The organism is Rhizobium sp. YTU87027 (assembly GCF_050644135.1).
GTDB lineage: Bacteria > Pseudomonadota > Alphaproteobacteria > Rhizobiales > Rhizobiaceae > Rhizobium.
Window position 1 is genome coordinate 717376 of record NZ_CP098441.1, and the last position, 18231, is coordinate 735606.

Annotated in this window: 18 protein-coding genes and 3 pseudogenes; 7 read left to right on the forward strand and 14 right to left on the reverse strand. The window is 60.0% G+C overall.

Annotated elements, in window-relative coordinates; genetic code table 11:
* On the reverse strand, window positions 1-1257 hold the full coding sequence (gene oiaX / locus NBG89_RS22145; protein ID WP_431324246.1) for a 3-oxo-isoapionate-4-phosphate decarboxylase OiaX: 1257 nt from the start codon (window positions 1255-1257) through the stop codon (window positions 1-3).
* Window positions 1258-1430: 173 nt separating this feature from the next.
* Here oiaX and NBG89_RS22150 point away from each other — a divergent pair, with 173 nt between their 5' ends.
* The 3 genes from NBG89_RS22150 (at window position 1431) to NBG89_RS22160 (ending at window position 3833) form a co-directional block, all read left to right on the forward strand.
* On the forward strand, window positions 1431-2135 hold the full coding sequence (locus tag NBG89_RS22150; RefSeq protein WP_431324247.1) for a transcriptional regulator NanR: 705 nt from the start codon (window positions 1431-1433) through the stop codon (window positions 2133-2135).
* A 405-nt stretch (window positions 2136-2540) separates the two neighbouring features.
* Window positions 2541-3215: an XRE family transcriptional regulator gene (locus NBG89_RS22155; protein ID WP_431324248.1), complete on the forward strand. Its 675-nt coding sequence runs from the start codon at window positions 2541-2543 to the stop codon at window positions 3213-3215.
* Window positions 3216-3833, forward strand: a complete 618-nt coding sequence (locus NBG89_RS22160) for an RES family NAD+ phosphorylase (protein ID WP_431324249.1) — start codon at window positions 3216-3218, stop codon at window positions 3831-3833.
* Between the two features lie 396 nt (window positions 3834-4229).
* Here the strand turns inward: NBG89_RS22160 and NBG89_RS22165 are convergent.
* From NBG89_RS22165 to NBG89_RS22175, 3 genes and pseudogenes are all read right to left on the reverse strand, one after another.
* Window positions 4230-5223: pseudogene (locus NBG89_RS22165) on the reverse strand (site-specific integrase).
* Window positions 5224-5345: 122 nt separating this feature from the next.
* A complete protein-coding gene (locus tag NBG89_RS22170; protein WP_431324250.1) occupies window positions 5346-5753 on the reverse strand; it encodes a type II toxin-antitoxin system VapC family toxin in 408 nt (135 codons plus the stop codon).
* The gene (locus NBG89_RS22175; protein WP_431324251.1) at window positions 5753-6007 is read right to left on the reverse strand and encodes a type II toxin-antitoxin system Phd/YefM family antitoxin; all 255 of its coding nucleotides are present in this window, start codon (window positions 6005-6007) and stop codon (window positions 5753-5755) included. Before NBG89_RS22175 ends, NBG89_RS22170 begins: the two co-directional genes overlap by 1 nt.
* A 232-nt stretch (window positions 6008-6239) precedes the next feature.
* On the opposite strand from NBG89_RS22175, the gene NBG89_RS22180 reads away from it, so the two are divergent.
* Window positions 6240-6518, forward strand: coding sequence for a DUF1403 family protein (locus NBG89_RS22180; protein WP_431324252.1), 279 nt, complete (start codon window positions 6240-6242; stop codon window positions 6516-6518).
* 19 nt (window positions 6519-6537) lie between these two features.
* Here NBG89_RS22180 and NBG89_RS22185 read toward each other — a convergent pair.
* Window positions 6538-6695: pseudogene (locus NBG89_RS22185) on the reverse strand (integrase); the annotation flags it as partial.
* The gene (locus tag NBG89_RS22190; protein ID WP_431324253.1) at window positions 6692-7000 is read right to left on the reverse strand and encodes a prevent-host-death family protein; all 309 of its coding nucleotides are present in this window, start codon (window positions 6998-7000) and stop codon (window positions 6692-6694) included. The gene NBG89_RS22190 and the pseudogene NBG89_RS22185, both read right to left, overlap by 4 nt.
* Before the next feature lie 153 nt (window positions 7001-7153).
* On the opposite strand from NBG89_RS22190, the gene NBG89_RS22195 reads away from it, so the two are divergent.
* Together NBG89_RS22195 and NBG89_RS22200 are read left to right on the forward strand one after the other, a co-directional pair.
* Window positions 7154-7429, forward strand: coding sequence for a type II toxin-antitoxin system Phd/YefM family antitoxin (locus NBG89_RS22195; protein ID WP_126924910.1), 276 nt, complete (start codon window positions 7154-7156; stop codon window positions 7427-7429).
* Entirely contained in the window at window positions 7416-7847 is a 432-nt protein-coding gene (locus NBG89_RS22200; protein WP_431324254.1) for a plasmid maintenance toxin (PemK-like), read from the forward strand. The genes NBG89_RS22195 and NBG89_RS22200 overlap by 14 nt, the downstream gene beginning before the upstream one ends.
* A gap of 233 nt (window positions 7848-8080) precedes the next feature.
* Here NBG89_RS22200 and NBG89_RS22205 read toward each other — a convergent pair.
* The 5 genes and pseudogenes from NBG89_RS22205 to NBG89_RS22225 all read right to left on the reverse strand — a co-directional run bounded on the left by NBG89_RS22205 (window position 8081) and on the right by NBG89_RS22225 (window position 13480).
* A pseudogene (locus NBG89_RS22205) lies at window positions 8081-9030 on the reverse strand (nucleotidyl transferase AbiEii/AbiGii toxin family protein).
* Window positions 9020-9865, reverse strand: a complete 846-nt coding sequence (locus NBG89_RS22210) for a type IV toxin-antitoxin system AbiEi family antitoxin domain-containing protein (RefSeq protein WP_431324255.1) — start codon at window positions 9863-9865, stop codon at window positions 9020-9022. The pseudogene NBG89_RS22205 and the gene NBG89_RS22210 overlap by 11 nt, the downstream one beginning before the upstream one ends.
* Window positions 9866-10768: 903 nt before the next feature.
* Window positions 10769-11041: a hypothetical protein gene (locus tag NBG89_RS22215; protein ID WP_431324256.1), complete on the reverse strand. Its 273-nt coding sequence runs from the start codon at window positions 11039-11041 to the stop codon at window positions 10769-10771.
* A gap of 432 nt (window positions 11042-11473) precedes the next feature.
* Window positions 11474-12511 carry a medium chain dehydrogenase/reductase family protein gene (locus NBG89_RS22220; protein ID WP_431324257.1) on the reverse strand — a complete coding sequence of 346 codons (1038 nt, stop codon included), beginning with the start codon at window positions 12509-12511 and terminating at the stop codon, window positions 11474-11476.
* A gap of 297 nt (window positions 12512-12808) precedes the next feature.
* Window positions 12809-13480 carry a DUF938 domain-containing protein gene (locus NBG89_RS22225; RefSeq protein WP_431324258.1) on the reverse strand — a complete coding sequence of 224 codons (672 nt, stop codon included), beginning with the start codon at window positions 13478-13480 and terminating at the stop codon, window positions 12809-12811.
* Window positions 13481-14231: 751 nt separating this feature from the next.
* Between NBG89_RS22225 and NBG89_RS22230 the strand changes: the two genes are divergently transcribed.
* Window positions 14232-14561 carry a hypothetical protein gene (locus NBG89_RS22230; RefSeq protein ID WP_431324259.1) on the forward strand — a complete coding sequence of 110 codons (330 nt, stop codon included), beginning with the start codon at window positions 14232-14234 and terminating at the stop codon, window positions 14559-14561.
* Between the two features lie 372 nt (window positions 14562-14933).
* Here NBG89_RS22230 and NBG89_RS22235 read toward each other — a convergent pair whose 3' ends face one another.
* The 3 genes from NBG89_RS22235 to NBG89_RS22245 are packed head-to-tail and all read right to left on the reverse strand — an operon-like array spanning window position 14934 to window position 18231.
* Window positions 14934-15929, reverse strand: a complete 996-nt coding sequence (locus NBG89_RS22235; protein WP_431324260.1) for a ketopantoate reductase family protein — start codon at window positions 15927-15929, stop codon at window positions 14934-14936.
* A gap of 2 nt (window positions 15930-15931) precedes the next feature.
* Window positions 15932-17128, reverse strand: a complete 1197-nt coding sequence (locus NBG89_RS22240) for an acyl-CoA dehydrogenase family protein (protein ID WP_431324261.1) — start codon at window positions 17126-17128, stop codon at window positions 15932-15934.
* Complete coding sequence (locus tag NBG89_RS22245) at window positions 17128-18231, reverse strand: LLM class flavin-dependent oxidoreductase (protein ID WP_431324262.1); 1104 nt, start codon at window positions 18229-18231, stop codon at window positions 17128-17130. The genes NBG89_RS22240 and NBG89_RS22245 overlap by 1 nt, the downstream gene beginning before the upstream one ends.

The following is an 18231-nucleotide window of genomic DNA, read 5'->3' on the forward strand; positions in this document are numbered from 1 at the left end:
TCAGGCGCCCTTTCCGTCGCTGAATTTGGCGATTGAGGCAGCCAATTCAGGATGGTCCTGTGCGTAGGTCTCGAGCGGGATGCCGGCCACAGCCGCCTGCCAGGCCTGCTGCACAGCGCGGACGCCGGAGGCCGGGCCACCTGGATGGCTGACGATGCCAGCCCCGCAGAGATAGAGGAGATCTGTGGTGCGGCCCGTTCGTTGATACGTCTCGGGCGCCTGTCCACCCCACTGGCCGGAACCGGCCACCGGCAGCGGGCAGTCCGATGCATCAAAGAGGGGCGTACTGACAGCCTTGAACGACGAAACGAAACTCTCGTCCGGCTCCCAATATTTGACCCTGATGCCGTTGATCTGGAACTGGTCGACGCCGAGCAGGCGCCAAAATTGCTGGTAGACCCGGAAGTCCATGCCGGCGCCGGGATGCCGCGTGAGCACGTCCCAACCGTTGCGGTGGGCATGCAGCACGAGATTTGACCGCTTTCGCAGGAAGCTCATGCCGCCGAAGCCGATCGAATTGATGTTGACGACCGCGCAGTTGCCGCCGGCCTTGGCGACGATGTCGTGATTGCGCATCATTTCGTCGGGGTCGGCGTGCGAGATGCCGAAGGCATACATCACCTTCTTGCCGGTCCTTTGCTCGTGATCGAGAATCCGCGGCATGATGGCAGCGACGCGTTCCTTGAGCGGCGAGTAGGCCGGGCTCATGAGCTTCTCGTCGTCCTTGATGAAATCGACACCAGATTCGATGAGTTCGCCGACGAGTTCTGCGGTTTCGTGCGGACGAAGTCCGAGTGCCGGCTTGACGATCGTTCCAATGATCGGGCGCCCTTCGACACCGGTCAGGCGGCGGCTGCCGGGAATGCCGAATTGCGGTCCGGGATGTGCTGCTCTGAAGGCTTCAGGCAGCTTCATGTCCACGATACGGACGCCGGTCATGCCCTTGATCGAATAGACGCCGCCGATCGCGATGGTCATCAGGGCCGACAGATCGGTTCCGATTGCATCGAGGGGAAAGGCGATGTCGACGTCGGCGCGACCAAGGCGCGTGCCGGGGGAAGCCTCGGGCCAGGTCGGCTGGGTGCTGTCATCAAGAGGGCGGATCGCCAGCACGTGCGCGGCGACACGCGACTTCAGTTCCTCGGTCTCTCCCGGGACCGGAACGAAGGTTCCCGTCGACTGATCGCTTGCGATCTTGTCCGCCATGGCGTCGATACTGCCAGGGGTCTCGATGCGGTAAGTCAGCGTGATCATCATGAAGTGCCAGTTGCTCCTCTCGCCAGATCAATTTGTCATGGCGTCAACTCGTGATCTGGTATAATGAGTATTCCATATGATGGGAAGCGAAATTTCACAAACGGAAATTGGGGCGCTTTGCGCAAAGCGCGGAAAGTAGTAGGAGGAGGTGATACTTGAGTCAGCGAGAGCTTATGAGCCAACCCATCGAACAGATCGTACGTCGGAAGCTGTCCGACGAGGTCTTTGATCGACTAGAGCGGATGATCACGTCGGGCGAGTTGCAGCCGGGCGACGAGATGCCTTCCGAGCGTGTTCTAATGGAGCGCTTTGGGGTTGGCCGACCGGCCATCCGTGAGGCCATGCAGTCGCTTGCCAACAAGGGGCTGGTCAACATTTCGCACGGAGAACGCGCGAGGGTTCTGAAGCTTACGGCCAGGTCCATATTTCAGCAGGTCGACCTGACGGCGAAGATCATGCTCTCGCAATCGTCGGACTCGCTTGAGCATCTCAAGAGCGCGCGGATATTCTTCGAGCGAGGCATGGCACGCGAAGCCGCACAACGGGCCTCGGCGACAGACATCAGCGATCTTAGGGAGATCATAGAGCGCCAGCGCGACTGCCTTGGTCATGCCGAGGAGTTCATAAATGCTGACATGGGCTTCCACACCCGCATCGCGCAGATTTCCGGCAATCCGATCTATGTCGCTGTCAGCGAAGCGATGCTTGCTTGGCTGAAGGAATACCACACGGAAATGCTGATCTGGACGGGCAAGGAGAAGTTCACGCTGGCCGAACACGAGGAAATCGTGAATCGGCTGGAAGCGAATGATGTCGACGGCTCGGAAACTGCGATCCTGAAACACCTCGAACGATCGAGCGCCCTTTACGCAAAGTGAGATTCTGGTCGCTTCGGGTCCTGCATCTCTATTCGCGCTGCCGGTTGCCATCAGTGGGGCATGTTCCGCTGGCCGCCCCCATTTTTGGGTCTGATCGCTGCGCGCTCAGTGTACCGTGCCAGCCTCGGCTAGCCTATCTTTAGATAGTTCCATCATAGACTTACGCCTCAGACCTCGCCTTTTCAGTGTGTTACGCGCCTCAATGTTTAGAAACATGAGGGGCGTTGGTACTATTCCTCTAAGGGCACGGTCTTCATAGTTCCTTCTAAAATCTTGGAAAAATCGTAGAGTCGGGCTCACTGGATCCGGCCGAAAAACTGGCTGAGATTTATAAACTTAACGAACTTAACGAACTTGACGAACTGTCGTATTCTGCCTAAGTTATAGCGCAGGAGGCCGAAGACCATGCCCGCTACGAAAACTCTAGCCAACGAACCCCGAAACGATTCTCCCAACATTGCGCTCTCGATGAAACTGCCACGGACAGCCGATTTCGAGAAGGCGCTGATCAGACAATACGCCAAGGCGGTTAAGCTGAGCCGAAAGGCCGGCCATCAGGTCAGTTTCCGCGTCGTCGTGGATCCGCTGGCCGGAGCGCAGACGATTTCAGCCGTTGAAGAAGAACCGCTGTCTCATCAGGATGTGTTTCCGGTAGAAGAGGTGCCAGAGCCGGATAACGAACTGCAGACAGCGTTGGCGGCCGCACGGGAACGTGGCCGGCGTCGCGTGGCGGAGATTCTCGCGGAGGACGATATGCTGAGCGCGGAAGCGTTCGCGGACCTGCTCGGCGTTTCGCGCGTCACCGTCAACACAAAGCGCCAGAACGGGCAGGTTCTCGGTCTCGACGGCGCCAAGCGGGGCTTCCGTTTTCCGTCATGGCAACTCGATCGGGACGGTCGGCCCTATGCTGCGCTTGCGAAACTGCACGAGGTCCTGGGCGGTGCATGGGCGGTTTACCGCTTCGTTGTTACGCCGCACGGCGCTTTGGATGGCCGGACGGGTCTCGACGCGCTGAAACGCGGTCAGGACGACGAAGTGGTTGCAGCGGCCGCGAGTGTCGCCCGCGGTGATTTTCGCTGAATGACTGCAATCAAGCCACCCGCGGGTTTCGAGAATTCCGCGCTCGATATCGAGACCATTCCTGCCGGTCGTCGATTTGGACGTATCTATGCGAGCGCCTTTCCCGATCCGTTAGGATATGGAAAGACGCCGAGCCGGTTCAGTGACCCCCGCCGGCGTGACCCTGTAAGGCGGTTTGGCGTCGTCTATTTGGGCGACACGCTCAAGGTCTGCTTCCTGGAAGCGGTCCTGCGTGATCGGCGCGATGGCCTCGTGGGCGATCTCCCGATCGAGGAGAAGGAGATCTATGCGCGGCGCTATGCAGAGATTGAGACGATTGCGGATCTCCGCCTTGTTGATCTCCGCGAGGACCACGCAATCAGGATGGGAGTGCCGACGGATGTCGCGAAATCCTCCCGCCAAACCCTCGCGCGGACGTGGTCGCTTGCTTTCCATGAGCACCGATCCGTGCCGGATGGCATCATCTATCCGTCCCGTCTGAATGGACATACGAACCTCGCGATCTTTGACCGCGCCATCTCGAAATTGTCGGCTGCGCGCGTCGTACCATTGATTGGAGCGCCGGGCCTCGCCACCGTCATCAACGATCTTCGCGTAAGCCTCGTCGACTTCATCTGAGATCGGCATGAAGGCCCAAATATTCGACTGCTTATGCCTTTGGTCCAATGGTCTCGATGATATCATAGCTTGCGATGAAGGTCCCTGGCCCAGTGTTCAACAGGGCGAGCACTTGATCGGGTTACAGGGACGGTCTCTATCTTCGCTAGCAGGGGTTTCGACGCTCCAAAGCAGCGCGTACTGCTCCGACGCGAAACTATGGCATCACGTTGAATTTGTCCTGAAATTTCTTCGTCCGCCCGCGCGAAACCCCCTGACTTCTTCCGCGGACTCCCTGCGTCCAATGGCCGTGAGTGGGTGTGGCTTTTACTTCCCGATTTCAATTGAAGCGCTAAGCTGAAAATCAGACGCGTGAAATTTACCTAACGATTTCGCAACACCGATAGGGGAGGGCCTTCAAAGCCCCGAGGCCTTGGTGAGATTGATCCGGAAGCGATCGCGGCGGCGCTGATATTTGCGGGTCATTTCCGCACTGGCCTGGCCGAGCTGCTTCTGGACCTAACGCTCGTCTACTTCGGCCGAGGACGCGAGGCCGGCACGCAGCGAATGGGCCCGAGAATTTCTCGGCCTGATCACCCTCGCTCAGATCTTCGCGAATACCGGCGGCAAGTGCCGCCTTCTTGACGAGACGTGCCACCTCCCGGTCATTCAATCGGTCCGGCCCGACGTCCTTGCCCTGGCCCCGGACCCGGCGGAAGAGCGGACCTCTGGCGATCCGGGCGAACTTGATCCAGGTCTCGACGGCAACGACGGGGCAGGTCGTGTCGGACGAGCCGTGGCCGATCTCGACCTCTCGCCAGCCGGTCTTCCCGCGCAGGGTGACGAACAGGCCCTTGTCGAGGATCTCGATCCTGCCGCGGCCGTCTTCCGTCTGGTCGCGACCAAGGTCCAGTCCGACGATCTCCGAGCGGCGCAGGCCGCCGGCAAAGCCGATGAGCAGCATGGCGCGATCGCGCAAGCCCCGCAACGTACCGCGGTCGAGGGTGTCGAGCATGGCGAGCAAGTCTTCCGGAAGCACGGCTTCCTTCTGCCGGGGAGGGGCAGCATGGGTGTTGCGGATGCCGGCCATGACCGTGGCGATGGCGCGGTCCTTGCGATCGAGTTTCTCGCCGCCACGCTGGGCGTAGTTCCAGGACAGCGAAGAGAGACGGCGTTCGATTGTTGTGACCGAGTTGGGCTTGCGGTCGGCCGTTGTGGCGCCTGACGCGCAGGCAGTTATATCGAGGCCGACGACCTGGGGATCCGGGGGGAGGGGAGTAAGGTTCTGCCGGCGGCACCAGGCGGTAAAATGCTTCCAGTCGGAGGCGTAGGCCTTGCGGGTGTTGGCGGAGCTGGAGGCCTCGACATAACCGCGGGTCCGATCGGCGAGGTGCTCGAGGTGCGCCGGCAGGGCGGCGCTCGTTTCTGGAACAGGAGAGGGGAGTGTAGTGCCACCAGGGTTCGTGTCGACCGTTACACCACCCGGGTGGGAGAGATCGACTTTTTGCGGTTCCGAGCCCGTCGCTTAGCCGCTCACGCCGGTGTCTCCCAAGGATTGATCACAGATGCGTCCGTGTCTTCAAAATCCTTGACGTTGCGCGTGACGAGGATCAGGTCGTGGACGATCGCGGTCGCGGCGATCAACCCGTCAATATCGCCACGCGGCTGGATCGCGGCGATGCGGCCCCATTCGACGGCGATCTGGTCGGTCACCGGCAGGATGCGGTCGCCATGGTCGTGGCGCAGCTTGCGCAGCCATTCGGTGAGGTGAGCGGCGGCCTTTGGATCCGACTTCTGTTTCAGCGCAATGCCGCGCATGATTTCGCCGAGGGTCAGCGCGCTCAGATGGATGCTGAGCGGGTCGACCGAGCGCAGCCAAGAAACCGCCTGCGCCGTGCCGCGTCGCGCCTCCGAAACGATGTTGGTGTCAACCAGATACATCAGAAGGCCACGTCGCGGCTTGGCGTCTTGGCGCGCGCCTCGACCGTATCGGCGAGCTCATCGTCCCAAGCGGGACCGCCGAGCAGATCGTCGACCAGCGTCGGTCGGCCGGCGCGCAGAGCGTCATAGTCGTGGGCGGACAGCACCACGGCCGTGCGCTCTCCACGAAGCGTGACGATCTGCGGCCCCTCGTGTCGCGCCTTCTGCACCACTTTCGAGAAGTGGTTCTTGGCGTCCTGTAGCTGCCATTCCATTGTTTCGCCCCAAACTAGCTAGACTGTCTAGCTATATACACCTGCTTTCCAGCGGGTGAAAGCGCAAATTTCGACCGATCGAGGCTAATTTCGGCCTGATTCGGTGGCCTCTCTATAGAAGAAAGAAACGTCCGATAAGGCAAAATTATCGGACGTTTTATGTCCGCAACAGGCTGTGCGGTTTGAGCCCATACGACTGGCACAACCGCACAGATCATTTATGCTCTGCCGCATGGATTCGTTTGCCGCCGCACCTCCGACGCCACCGATCTGGCCAGCCAAGTTGCCCGGCTGGGCCTTGCCACGCGGGCGCGAGGCAAACGATGTCGACGCTATCTTGGCCGCCGGCATTGTCTTGAAATCACTCGACGATCTGGTGGGCAGCGGGCCCGTCTGGGCCGGCTGCTGGCGCGCGCGTCAGGCGTTGACATGCGCCGCGGCCGCCGTGCGCTTGCTGGGCCGCGGCGAGGACGCAGCCGCGCTCCGTGACGCGGTGCTGTTCACCGCTTAAGGCAATGACCCCGGCCCGGCCGGCAGGTATTGTCGCCCATGCCTTCGTTGACGAGATGGCGCAGCGTTTCGACGTCCTGGTCAGTGAGCAGCTCAGCCAATTCATCGCGTCGCTTGATCGGCAGACCGCGGCGATCGTGTCGAGGTCCTGGGCGCGACGATCAATGGCGGTGTTCATTTCGGGAGACCGTGTTCGTCGTAAAGATCGTCATGGTCCGACGTGGTGTGGCCATCGATAGCGGCACGGCCTTCGGCGGCCAGTTTAAAGATCGTATCCAGCGTGCTGACACTCTCGGCGCCGCTCGAGGTTTCGCCGGCCAATGATTGGCGCTCATACTTGCTGGGCTCGCCTTTGGTTATCGCCGTGAGGACAGCGACAGGAGTGCCATCAAGGCAAATGATTACTTCGTCTTTCGGCACAATCAGATCCAGATGCTCCTCCAACCATTCGGCCGCTTCGTCCGCCTCGATCACTATGCGCATATAGCTTTCCTTTGCTTGATACGCCTATGCAACTGACAAGGTGTCGATCTTCGTGAACCCTCTCACGTCTGGCGGTCTGCGTTATCGTTTACCTTGGGTTCGGCATTGCAAAACTTCCGGAAAGTCCGTATATTCCGGAAAAGGAGTTTTGACATGACCTCCACTGTCACGGCTGCCGTTGTCTCGAAGAATTTCGGCACCTATCAGGATGCGGCTGTCCGCGATCCCGTCATCATCACCAAGAACGGCCGTCCGAGAACGGTGCTGATCGCCTACGAAGACTATATGCGTCTGACGAAGCGGGATAGGCGTGTCGAGCTGACGTCGTCGCTCAGTGACAACGACCTGGCAGCGATCGAGGCTTCCGAGATGGGTGATGGCTTGGATCATCTCAACTCCGAGCTGACCGGCAAGCATGCTGCCGATTGAGCCGAAGGTCGGTTGGGTCTTTCGCTACTCCTATCTCTGGCATTGGCAACATCTCGAAGGCCGCGAAGAAGGTGACAAGGATCGCCCGGCGCTTGTGCTGGCCATCGTCGCGCATCTCGACGACGGCACGCCGATGGTTCGTGTTTTGCCGATCACCCACACGCCGCCCGGCAACGCCGAAGACGCGATCGAGATTCCGCCGGCGACAAAGCGACGGCTTGGACTCGACGACGATCGTTCCTGGATCATGCTGACCGAGAGCAACCGCTTTGGCTGGCCGGGTCCGGATATCCGACCGGTCGATGGCGAGACGGGGTATATCGGACCTTTGCCGCCGGCGCTGTTCAGCGAGGTGAAGCGCCGCTTCATCGAACTGGCCCGGTCGCAGCGGCATCGGGCGACACCAAGAAGCGAATAGCGGCATCAGCTCATCCTTAAATCGGCATCACTCACGGCCGCGGCCATGATTTGCTTCGATCCGCACGGATCGGCGCTAAACGATTGTTTTTGCGAGCATTCCACTGTGATTCTTTATGCTCCAAGGTGCCGTGCCACAATCCAATCTCGCGCTTGAAATTGCTCCAAATCACCTGCGCCGGCGGATGGTCGAGGGATGCCACTCACCATCAGTTCAATTGAGGTACCCATAGGTCAGATCTTATCCGCTCGGGGATCCTTGCGAGCCTGTGGCACGATCTCCTCGAGCTCACGCCGCTGCTCCGCATGTTTTTCTGGATTCTGGGCTTTCAGCTTTTCGAGGTTGAGAAGCTTCCAGCGGACGGCGGGCAGCTCGGCTGCCTGGGGCAGGCCGATTGCGTTGAAATCCGGTTCGGCATCGTGGAGTGACAGCAGGAAGCGCATCGCCTTGTCGTCGAGCTTCGCGAGGATATTCGCCGTCATCCGAGTCCTCGTTGTTTTAAGATCGTCGAGGCCGACGCGATCGATCGTCATCCCGTCGAATTCCTTCACGAAGGCTTCGTCGAGGTCTGCGAGAGAAGGCCTGACCAGTTCGTGCGGCGGGCGCCCGGAGCTGGCGACATAGATCAGAAAAGTCTGGAACAGGGCGTCGGTCAGCCCCTCGTTTTCATATAGCAGCTTCACATCGAACAGGTCTCGCGGATGCTGCCGGTCCACCGCCGCGTGCAGCTTGCCGCCGAACAGGTCCTCGAACGAGACGACCTGCATTTCGGCGAACCCGAATGCGTCCTCGACGGCCGCGCTCACACGTCGGCGTTCGGGCGATGGACCGTTCCTCGCGCAACGGGTGACGTCTCGATCTTGATTTCGGCATTTCCCTGCCGGACGAGAACGCGTGTGTCGTTGTTCCCGCCGCCGGCGATCCTCTGGACGCTCACACCGCGCAGATTGCGGATCAAGTCTTCACGGATGTGCTCCAGTGTCGTGTCGATATTTTTCAGCGTCGTTTCACGGTCCTCGATCGGCAGATAGGTCAGATCGATATCGACCGAGAGCCGCGGCATGTCGCGATAGAAGAGGTTGATCGCAGTCCCACCCTTCAGGGCGAAGGCCTCGTGGCGGGCGATGAAAGGAAGGGTACGCACCAGGAGGTCGACCTGGCGCATGTATTGTTCACGGGCCATTCGGGGTCTCCTTTGGCATAAAGTCGGCCGGGACTGTGATGCGGTAGATAGGATGCAGCCGGCCGCCCGGCGTCAGCGCCCGGTCACCCTTGCCGAGATCGACGGAGGAGATGTCGATGTGCCGGCGCCAGGCATGATTATGCTTGTCGGCAAACACGAAGAATAGGCGTTTCGTTTTGACACTTCGGCATAGGGTAAGGAGCGTCGTCAGCAGTCTCGGGCGCAGATTGGCAAGGCTCTCGAACGCCATGTCCACCTTGTGGAAGCTTTCGCCCTTTGGGACCTCGTCGAGCATTTCGAGGATCGCGCGTTCGGGTGAGGACATCGGCATTGGCCAGTGCCATGGGCTTTGTGCCAGCTCCGGACCCTCATCGTTGGAAAGGTCGAAATCCGCGTCTTCAACGCCAGTCGCTCCTTCGCCGAACAGGACGTTGCTCCTGGTCTTCACGTCGGCGTCCGTCCGCAGCTTCGATAGCCATGCCGGGATATCGGATCCGTAGAGATAGAGGGCGAATTCGCCGCCGAACGACAGGTAATGAGCATGTCCCCGCAAGGAGAGGGAACTTGCTCCACCGACATGAAATTTATGCCGCATAAGCCAGACGGCTGAGAGCAGGGGTATTTTCCAGCCTCCGACGGCTTCTGGGTTGGTGTCCGAGGAAAACGGACGGCGGTACACGCCCGACATGACTGGCTTGAGCCAGCCTTGTTTGACATAGCCTGAGACGGACTGCCGCGAGATGGCGTGCCGAGTCATCCACCCCGAATCCACCAGGAAACCAGGGGGGACTTGCTGGAGGAGCTGCTTTAGCTTTGTTTCCGGTTGTCCACTCATATTTGACATTATGGCATGAAATTAAAGCGCGCGCGAGTCAAGCTTTACGAAGATTGAAATTTGTCAATTCAAAATTGGCCACACGCATCGATCTCAAAGCAAGAGCTGGGCAGCACCCCCTTCAGGGGCGCTTTTGGCAGAGCTGAAGCACCGCGTGTCTTCCCAATGCGGGCCGCCATCCCTTATGGCGTCACACCGAAGTGCCGGGTCTGTCCTACTTTTGAGAACATAGGGTGGTCTCCTCGCAGTAGAGGAGGAGCTCATTCATTTGAAACAGCAATTTCTCGAACTATTTCAATCCGCTCTGAAACAGAAGATTTGCTATCGGTCTGAAATTAATGGCTTGTGCGCAAGACGCACCCGGGGTTCGAGTCCCATCAAGAGCAGCAAATTACTCGCGTGTTATACGGGCACGCCGTTCTCTGCAAATTGCTTCAACGTGTGCCTGCAGAGATTTAACTCGATCGATTAGCCACACCAATTCTTCGTCGGTGATTTCATAAAAAGATGAATGCCTGGCATCGACATAGGCGCGATCGAGGCGAGTAAAGCAGCGTTTGGCGAACTTTGTATAGCGCGGCCACACGCCTATGAGTTGGGGCGCTACGCGTTCGGCTTGGGAACGTAGAAACGTCAGCCGTGAAATTTGGGACTGTAGAGCGTCAACACCAGCAGGATACAATGATAGAGGCGTTCGGCCGCCTGGTGCAGTTGAAAGGCGGCAAGGCTCAGATTACCGCGATCGCACAGCGATGATCGCCGCAAGTCGTCGGTCGGATTGGACTCTTTCGGCCATGTACCAATTCCTATTCGATAGTCATGGCGGATCTCGGCGGAGCGCCTCAGTTCCGCGCCAGCGAAGTTTGAACATGCCCTGCGAAGGAGCTTATATCGGCGGAGCGATTACCCCTTCGATTCGACGAGGATCACCAGAGATTCCGGCACCACCCCGTCGAAGGCCATGGCATCGGCGGCCGCCTTGCTCTGCATCGCCGCCTGCAAGGCATCAATATCCGGAACGTCCATCATCACCGCCACGCGAGTCGGATTTTGAGGGTCAACAAACGTTCGGATGTTGGTCACCCCGAGCGGACCGAAAAGCTCCTTGCGCTTCGGTGAGGTAAGCCAGTGTTGCGCGCCCTTTGTGATGTCGTGATAGCCAATAATTGTCGGCATAGCATCCTCCCTGCGACGACGTCGACGCCCGGATCAAGGCCCCGGGTCTCGCAATGCTACGGTGCGCTGTTTTTGTCGGGCTGTAAATTGTCGCGTCAGGGCGCGGGAATGGTTGAGCTCAAACACAGACGATAAAGATCGCCAGGGTCGTCACTCAGTTGCTGCCGTCTCGGGAACGTCGGCCAACTGCCGGAAGGACCCTTGCCCAAGAAGGCCAGGCGCAGTTGCACAGGACCGGGGATGGCCGAAGGGGGTCAATTCGAGCTATGGCGCCAGCAATGATGGGCGGCTGCAAAGGACGATCCCAGACCTGGCGGCAAGAACTCGGATGTCCGCTTTTCCTGTCGGGTGTCGCGCAGCGGGTTCGTTCTTCGGCCCCGTGGCGGAAATGCTTTCCGCTTGCCATTTCGGTCACTCAGACCGCGTTGACAGTTATCTGGAAGCTGCCATCAGCACGAGCTTGCCTTTGACGCCTCCCTGACCGAGCAGCTCCTGGGCGCGACGAGCCTCGGTCAAGGGCATCCGCTCGGCCACCATCGGCTTGATCTTCCCGTCGCGAAGCAGCTCGAGCAAGGCGCCGAGATCATCGCGGAACCAAGCGAGCTTCCACCGTTTCAAATATTGTATGCTGTAAGGGAGTATGCGTCGTCGGCCTGGTGAAATGAAAGCGCGGACCGCGTACCACGCGGGTCGCAATATCCCGCGAAGACGGTAACGTAAGCCCTCTGCCAGTTGGCCCTTTTGCAGAAATGAAGTGAAGCCATAGGCTATGACGCGGCCACCAGGCCTCAGAGTCCGAAACGAACGCCAGACATTGGCTTCGCCGACCCCGTCGAAGACGACATCCACGCCGTCGTTTGTTAGGCGATGGATCTCTTTGACGAAGTCGGCCCGCTCGTAGTCGATCGGCGTGGCCCCGAGATCGGATACGATCTGATGAGCTGCAAGAGATGCAGTCCCATACATCTCCAGACCTGCCAGGCCACCAAGTTGCAGCAGAGCCGTGCCCACTCCGCCGGCCGCGCCATGAATAAGGACCCGTTGTCCCGGTGAGGCATGCCCAAGCCGATGCATCATCTGATAGGCCGTAACGTAATTCAGCACGAGGCTAACTGCCTCGGCGGGATCAACACCTGTGGGAACCGGAGTGAGTTCATCTTCCGGCAGGCAGATGAACTGGGCGTAGCCACCATGAACGGGCAGCGCCGCAACCATTTTACCAACCATCGAATGGGACGCTCCCTCTCCGGCCTCGTCAACGATGCCTACAATGTCCCATCCTGGCGTGAATGGCAGGATCGTCTTTTCCGGATGAATCCCCTCCCGCATCAATAGCTCTGCGAAGGAGACGCCGGCGGCGATTGTTCGCACCCGCAGCTCACCCGATGCCGGATGGGGCGCGTCTTCCTCCACGATCTCCAGAACTTCAGGTCCGCCATAGTGGCGAACAACGACCCGCAGAGACTTCATTGGCAGGCTCGGTCCAGATTAGACTCCTCCACTGAGGCAGACTCAGACGAAAAAGTAGCGCACGCTGGTATGAAGCGACTTGCTCCAGATCAAACCCACGTCGTCTCCGTTTCCAAGAGCACAACGTCGGTTCTCGGTCGTGCGAATTCCGGTTCGATCACACCTCCCCTCGCAGTGCGTCTGTCGTATTCGGGCCGCATTCTAGCACATACCGCACGTTCCTCGGATCGACCTCGACGGCAGCAAAGGGCCCGAATGCTGTTATAGGCCTACGTCTCTTTCGCGCCCGCTTGTCGTTCAGGCACCACCGCTGGAGAAGACCAGCAACATATTGTTGGTAGGCATCTCGATCATCTCGCGGAGATTAAGTCCAGTGGCCTCACCCACTTGTTCAAGATCGGCGATATCTCGCACACCCCAGGATGGGTTGCGCTCCTTTAGAGCCGCGTCGAAAGCAGCGTTCGAGGGGGCGTTGTGTGCCCCGTCGCGCATGAATGGGCCGTAGAGAAGAAGAAGCCCACCAGCGTGAAGCAAACGGCCAGCTCCTGCGAACAATCCTAAGCTTGCCGCCCATGGCGCGATATGGATCATATTGAACGACACGATCGCGTCAAAATGCCCCGTTTGTTCGACGCCCCATTGTCCTGAGCACACATCAATATCCCGCGGTGGCAGCACATTCTTCAGCCCTGCGAATTTGATCCAGCTAGACGTGCTGGTGCGGGCGTCGGCATCCGGATCGCTCGGCTGCCAGGTGAGGTTGGGCATGGCTCCCGCAAAACACACGGCGTGCTCGCCGGTTCCGCATCCAATCTCCAGCACGGCGCCCTGTGTTGGAAGGACACGTTTTAGGACCACGAGGATCGGCGCCGAATTTCGCGCAACGGAAGGCGAGAACATGCGCTGGTCGGCGCTTTCGTCGCGCTGTTCCAGCGCAACAGGCGAACGGTCCTTCTTCTCTGGGGGCATTGGCCTGGAATCCCCTTTGGGCGATATCTCCCACCTTATAACTGAAATGATGGGACTGAAACCAAGGATTTCCGACTTACGAAGGGGTCGTCGGCGCGTGCGTTCGGCCGAGGGCGACCGAACGTCCACTTCGTGTCAGATCACGCGCCCGCCAGGCTCAAGGTCTGCTTTCGAAAATCGGAGCCCGGAAGCCGACAGAGGGCTTTCGTGAAGAGTTTCGGGCGCGGGCAGGCGTACGAAAGTCCCCGAGGAAGGAACCCGCGGGCCACAGTTGAAGGCTATGGAGATTTCAATCTGCGGCTCATATCCGCGATCGCACGATCGCAGCCAGTGAGCGGGATTATGAACACTGACAGGCCGCTTCGTTGTACGTATGCGTGGTTTTTCTGGCCTGTCACTGCTTTCGTCACGACCCTGTCGGCGGCGATGATCACCACGGACCATTGAAGACGTTCAGAAAGCCTTCCGGCCCTATTATGAGGCGACGGCGCTGGAGGCCAATACTGATCCCAATCTTGTCGACGACCTTGAGGGTCGCCTGTTTAAATTTGGCTATCGCGACAGAGAAGAGATTGAGAACTTCACTCAAACATATTTCAAAGGGCCGCTGGATGGCAGCGACCCGGCCCGCCTTGAGGGCCTGGTCCGCCAAGGTGTTACGCGCTTCGAGGCTGACGACGAGGGACGGCAGAAGGAGTTCCGCCAGCTCCTGCGCAGCTACATCCGCTTCTACAGCTTCATCTCACAAATCATGGAGCTGGACGATACGGGTCTCGAAAAACTCTCAGCCTACGGCGCTTGGCTGTCCCGTCTTCTTCCAAACCGCGAAGTCCCACCTGACGTCGAGATTACCGACGACATGCTCCGTCTTCAGAAATTCAAGGTGGAGCAGAAGGAACCGGGCGACGCTTCGCTTTCAGCGGGAGACCGCACGCCTCTCAAACCGATCAGCGAATTCGGCGCGAAGCCCTACACGGAAGATGAGCAGAAAGAGCTTTCCGAGATTGTGAGTAAGCGCCCGATGGTACCGCCTGCCGCTGCTGCGCGCCGTGGCAGGGTGGCACGAAACTCAGCCATATGAGCTGGCCACGCTTTCAGCTCGGCCAACTTACCTTGCAAAGTCAAGATCGTAGCAAGACCTGCCTTATACCAACGATTGCTTGATCTCCTTGGAGCGGCTCAGCGCTCCTCGCAAAATAAGTGGCAGGATGCCTCCTTCGCGAAGGATCTCGACCTCTGCAATCGGCTCAATGATACGCCACGCAAATGTCTGGGATATCGAACGCCCGCAGAAAGCGATGGACCTACGTCGATCATGTCGTACACGGCGCTCTCGCACTCATACCGTTTGCTGACAAGCTCGGCGACATGCCGGACGAGCGATCCGGTTTTCGAGGGCCGGCTGAAGCTCCCGGCTAGGCCGACGATCTTTCGCGTTCCCATGCTCTTCCCCTCAATCCAGTAGCGCAGCAATATCTTCGCCACAGATTTCGGCGATATCCCTCGTGCCCGGTTGACGGCCTTCGAGCACAAGCCTCGCCGCCGCCTGCTGGAAGGCTGCATTGAGAGGAGGCGCTATGCCATGGATGCGGCCGAGCCTGACGATTTCGCCGTTTAGGTAATCGACCTCGCTTGAGGTGCCACGGGTGAAACTTTGCCAGGTCGATTGCTGGCCGGGCTCTATGCCGCTCTCTGGCGCGACGCGCCAGGACGAGATGTCGATCGTCCATTCCGAAGGTGCGGCCGGATCATAGCCGGCGGCCACGAGAACAGCGCGTGCCTCTTTCGCAAGGCTTGCTGCGGCTTTTGAACGAAGCTCAGGGTGACCGGCGAACAGTTCGACCGCATTGGTGACGTTGTGCTCCAGCTTGGCAGCCTTCCATCGGCGGATATCCGGACGCGCTTCGGCAAGATAGCCGGCCGTCGTAAGATCCGCGACGATCGACAGGGCGGTATCGTCGAGCCCTGCAGGGTAGCATCCAAGGGCGACGATGCCGAGATTCGGCTCGCCGCCGACGACGACCTCGCCGGTGACCGTGTAGCGCGCCGGTATGCGAATGCTTGCCGCATAAACGCGATCAAAGCGTCGCAGGGCGATATCTTCCGCAGCCAGTCCATTTTGCAGCGTCACGAGCGGCAATTCTGATGCGAAGCCTGACCCCTCGACATCCCGCCAGGCCCAGAACTCGGTCGTGGCCTCGACATCCTGCGCCTTGACCGCGAGGATGAGAATATCACCTCGCCGGAGCGCCGGCGGTGCGGCCGTATCGGCGGTATTGAGCCGCACGATCCTGTTTTCCGTTGCGCGGCGATAGGAAAGACCGTGCGTCGCAATATGTGCGATCTGGGCGCCACGCCCCACCAGGACATAGGGGATGGCGTGGGTTTCGAACTCGGCCGCAAGGCTCGCGCCGACTGCACCGGCGCCGATGATGATGTAGCGTGTCATGATCAGGCCGTTTTCAATACGGTGAGATTGAGCGGTGGAGCCGACAGCGTGTCCTTTTCGCTCTTCCAGCGTTCGAAGGCTGCGCGCCCGAGGATCGAGATGGACGTGTCCTCCTGCGGGGCATGGACGAGCACCGACTGAATGTCGCGGAAATGGCGCTCCAGCCCCAGCTCGTTTCCGAGACCGGGATTGCCGATCCCGCGAACAGCAAGCTGGACCGCGTCGCGCAATTGCCGGCCTGCGATCAACCGGGCCCTTATGTGCTTCTCTGCATCGGCATGCTTGTCCGTCAGGGCATCGAAAATGATCTGCCGGGCACTGGAAACCAGCAGATCGATCTCGCCGGAGAGCGTCACGAAGCGTTCCGTGCGGGCGATCGGATGGCCAAGGTTGGTCGGAACCCGCTCGTGGGCAAAGCGGATGAATGCTTCCTGAGCGGCTTCGGCCACCCCGAGATAGAGTGCAGTCAGCGCCAGCGTGATTGCTGCGTGCGCGCGATTATCCTGCTCGGCAACGGACGGATCGACGAGATCGATAACGTTGTCGAGCGGGATCTCGACATCTGTATATTCGACGTCGTGAGAGCCGGAGGCGCGCATGCCAAGGCTGTTCCAGTTCTCGATGACGCGGATGCCCGGGAGCTTGTTCGGCACGACAAATGTTCCGACGCGGGCCGGCGCCTCATCGGTGTGCGCCCAGACCAGAAAATGCGTCAGGCCGTGGGCGCCGGTGACGAACCGCTTGCGGCCGGTGATCGACCAGCCGGAGGCGGTGCGGCGCGCGAGTGTCGCCGGCAGGCCGCCGCGGGCGGGCGAACCAAGGTCCGGCTCGACACGCGCGGCGTTGATGAGCAGCGGATGCTCTTTGGCCTGCGCAAGCAGGCGCCTGTAGAGATCCTCCGGCCAATGGCTTTTCGTTGCCTGGCCGAGGTGGTTGAAGATCGTCATCGCGCTGATGAGCGCAACCGACGGATCACCCCGACCGAGTGCTGCGAGAATCGTTGCGGCCTCGTGGAGCGTTGCGCCAGCGCCTCCATATCTCGCCGCGACGGTGCTTTCGAGCAGGCCGCTTTCATGAACCGCACGGATGCCTGCCCATGGAAAGTCCCCCGTCCGGTCCGCCTCGGGAGCTGCATCCGCAAGAGCACGCGTCGTTGCGCTCAGCAGACTTGAATCGAAGGCTGTGTCGCGCGCGATCATCAGGCTGCGGCCTTCTTCTTTGCTTCTTCCCGCTCGCGTATGCCCTCGCGCACCAGCGGCAGGATGTAGCGGCCGTAGTCGACGGCATCGTTGAAGTTGTCATAGCCGCGGATAGAGATCAGGTCGGCGCCGAGATCGATATAGTCGAGGATCGAATCGGCAATGGTGCGCGGCGATCCGACGAGCGCGGTGGTCGCCCCGGAGGCATTGGTCGCCGTGACCGTTGGATACCACAGGGCGCGATCATGGACGTCGCCGCGTGCAGCAATGTCGAGAAGCCGCTGCGATCCAACATTGGCGGGGCGAGGGGCGGTGGGGGCCACGCGATGAAGGCCTTTTTCCCGGTTGTCCTTGAGGCGGTCGAGGACCCGGTGAGCCTTTTCCCAAGCCAGCTCGTCGGTTTCCGCAACGATCGGACGGAACGTCACCCAGATCCGGGGCCGGTCGGTCCTGCCGGCCTTTGCTGCCTCGGCGTAGATCCGCTCGATCTGCTGCTTGGTTTCCGCCAGCGGTTCGCCCCATAGTCCGAAGATATCGCCGAGCGAGCCGCCGATCCGGTAGGCGGCGTCCGACGACCCGCCGACCGAGATGGGGATCGTTCCATTCGTCGGACGAACGGCGCTGCGGAACTGCTTGAATTGGTAATATTCGCCGTCGAAATCGAAGGGCTCGGTCGAGCTCCATGCAAGACGCAGGATACGGATATATTCCTCCTGCCGCTCGTAGCGCTGCTCCTTGTTGAGGAAGTCGCCCTCGCGCGCCTGCTCGTCATCGCTGCCGCCGGCAATGAAGTGAACGACCACCCGCCCGCCGCTCAACTGGTCAAGCGTGGCAAGCGATTTGGCCGCCACCGTCGGATAGACGGTATTGGGCCTGAGCGCGACGATGATCTTGATGTTTTTCGTATGCGCAAGGACGGTGGCGCCGATGGTGAAGGGGTCGAAGGAAGAGGACGAGTAGGGGATCAGCGTATAGTTGAAGCCGTAGTCATCGAGAGCGCGCGCATAGCGCTCGAGATAGCGGGGATCGACCGGAGCGTCCGGGATGGGATCGAGATCGTTCGAGGCGTTGGGAAAGCTAACGCTGATGAATTCCGCGGACAT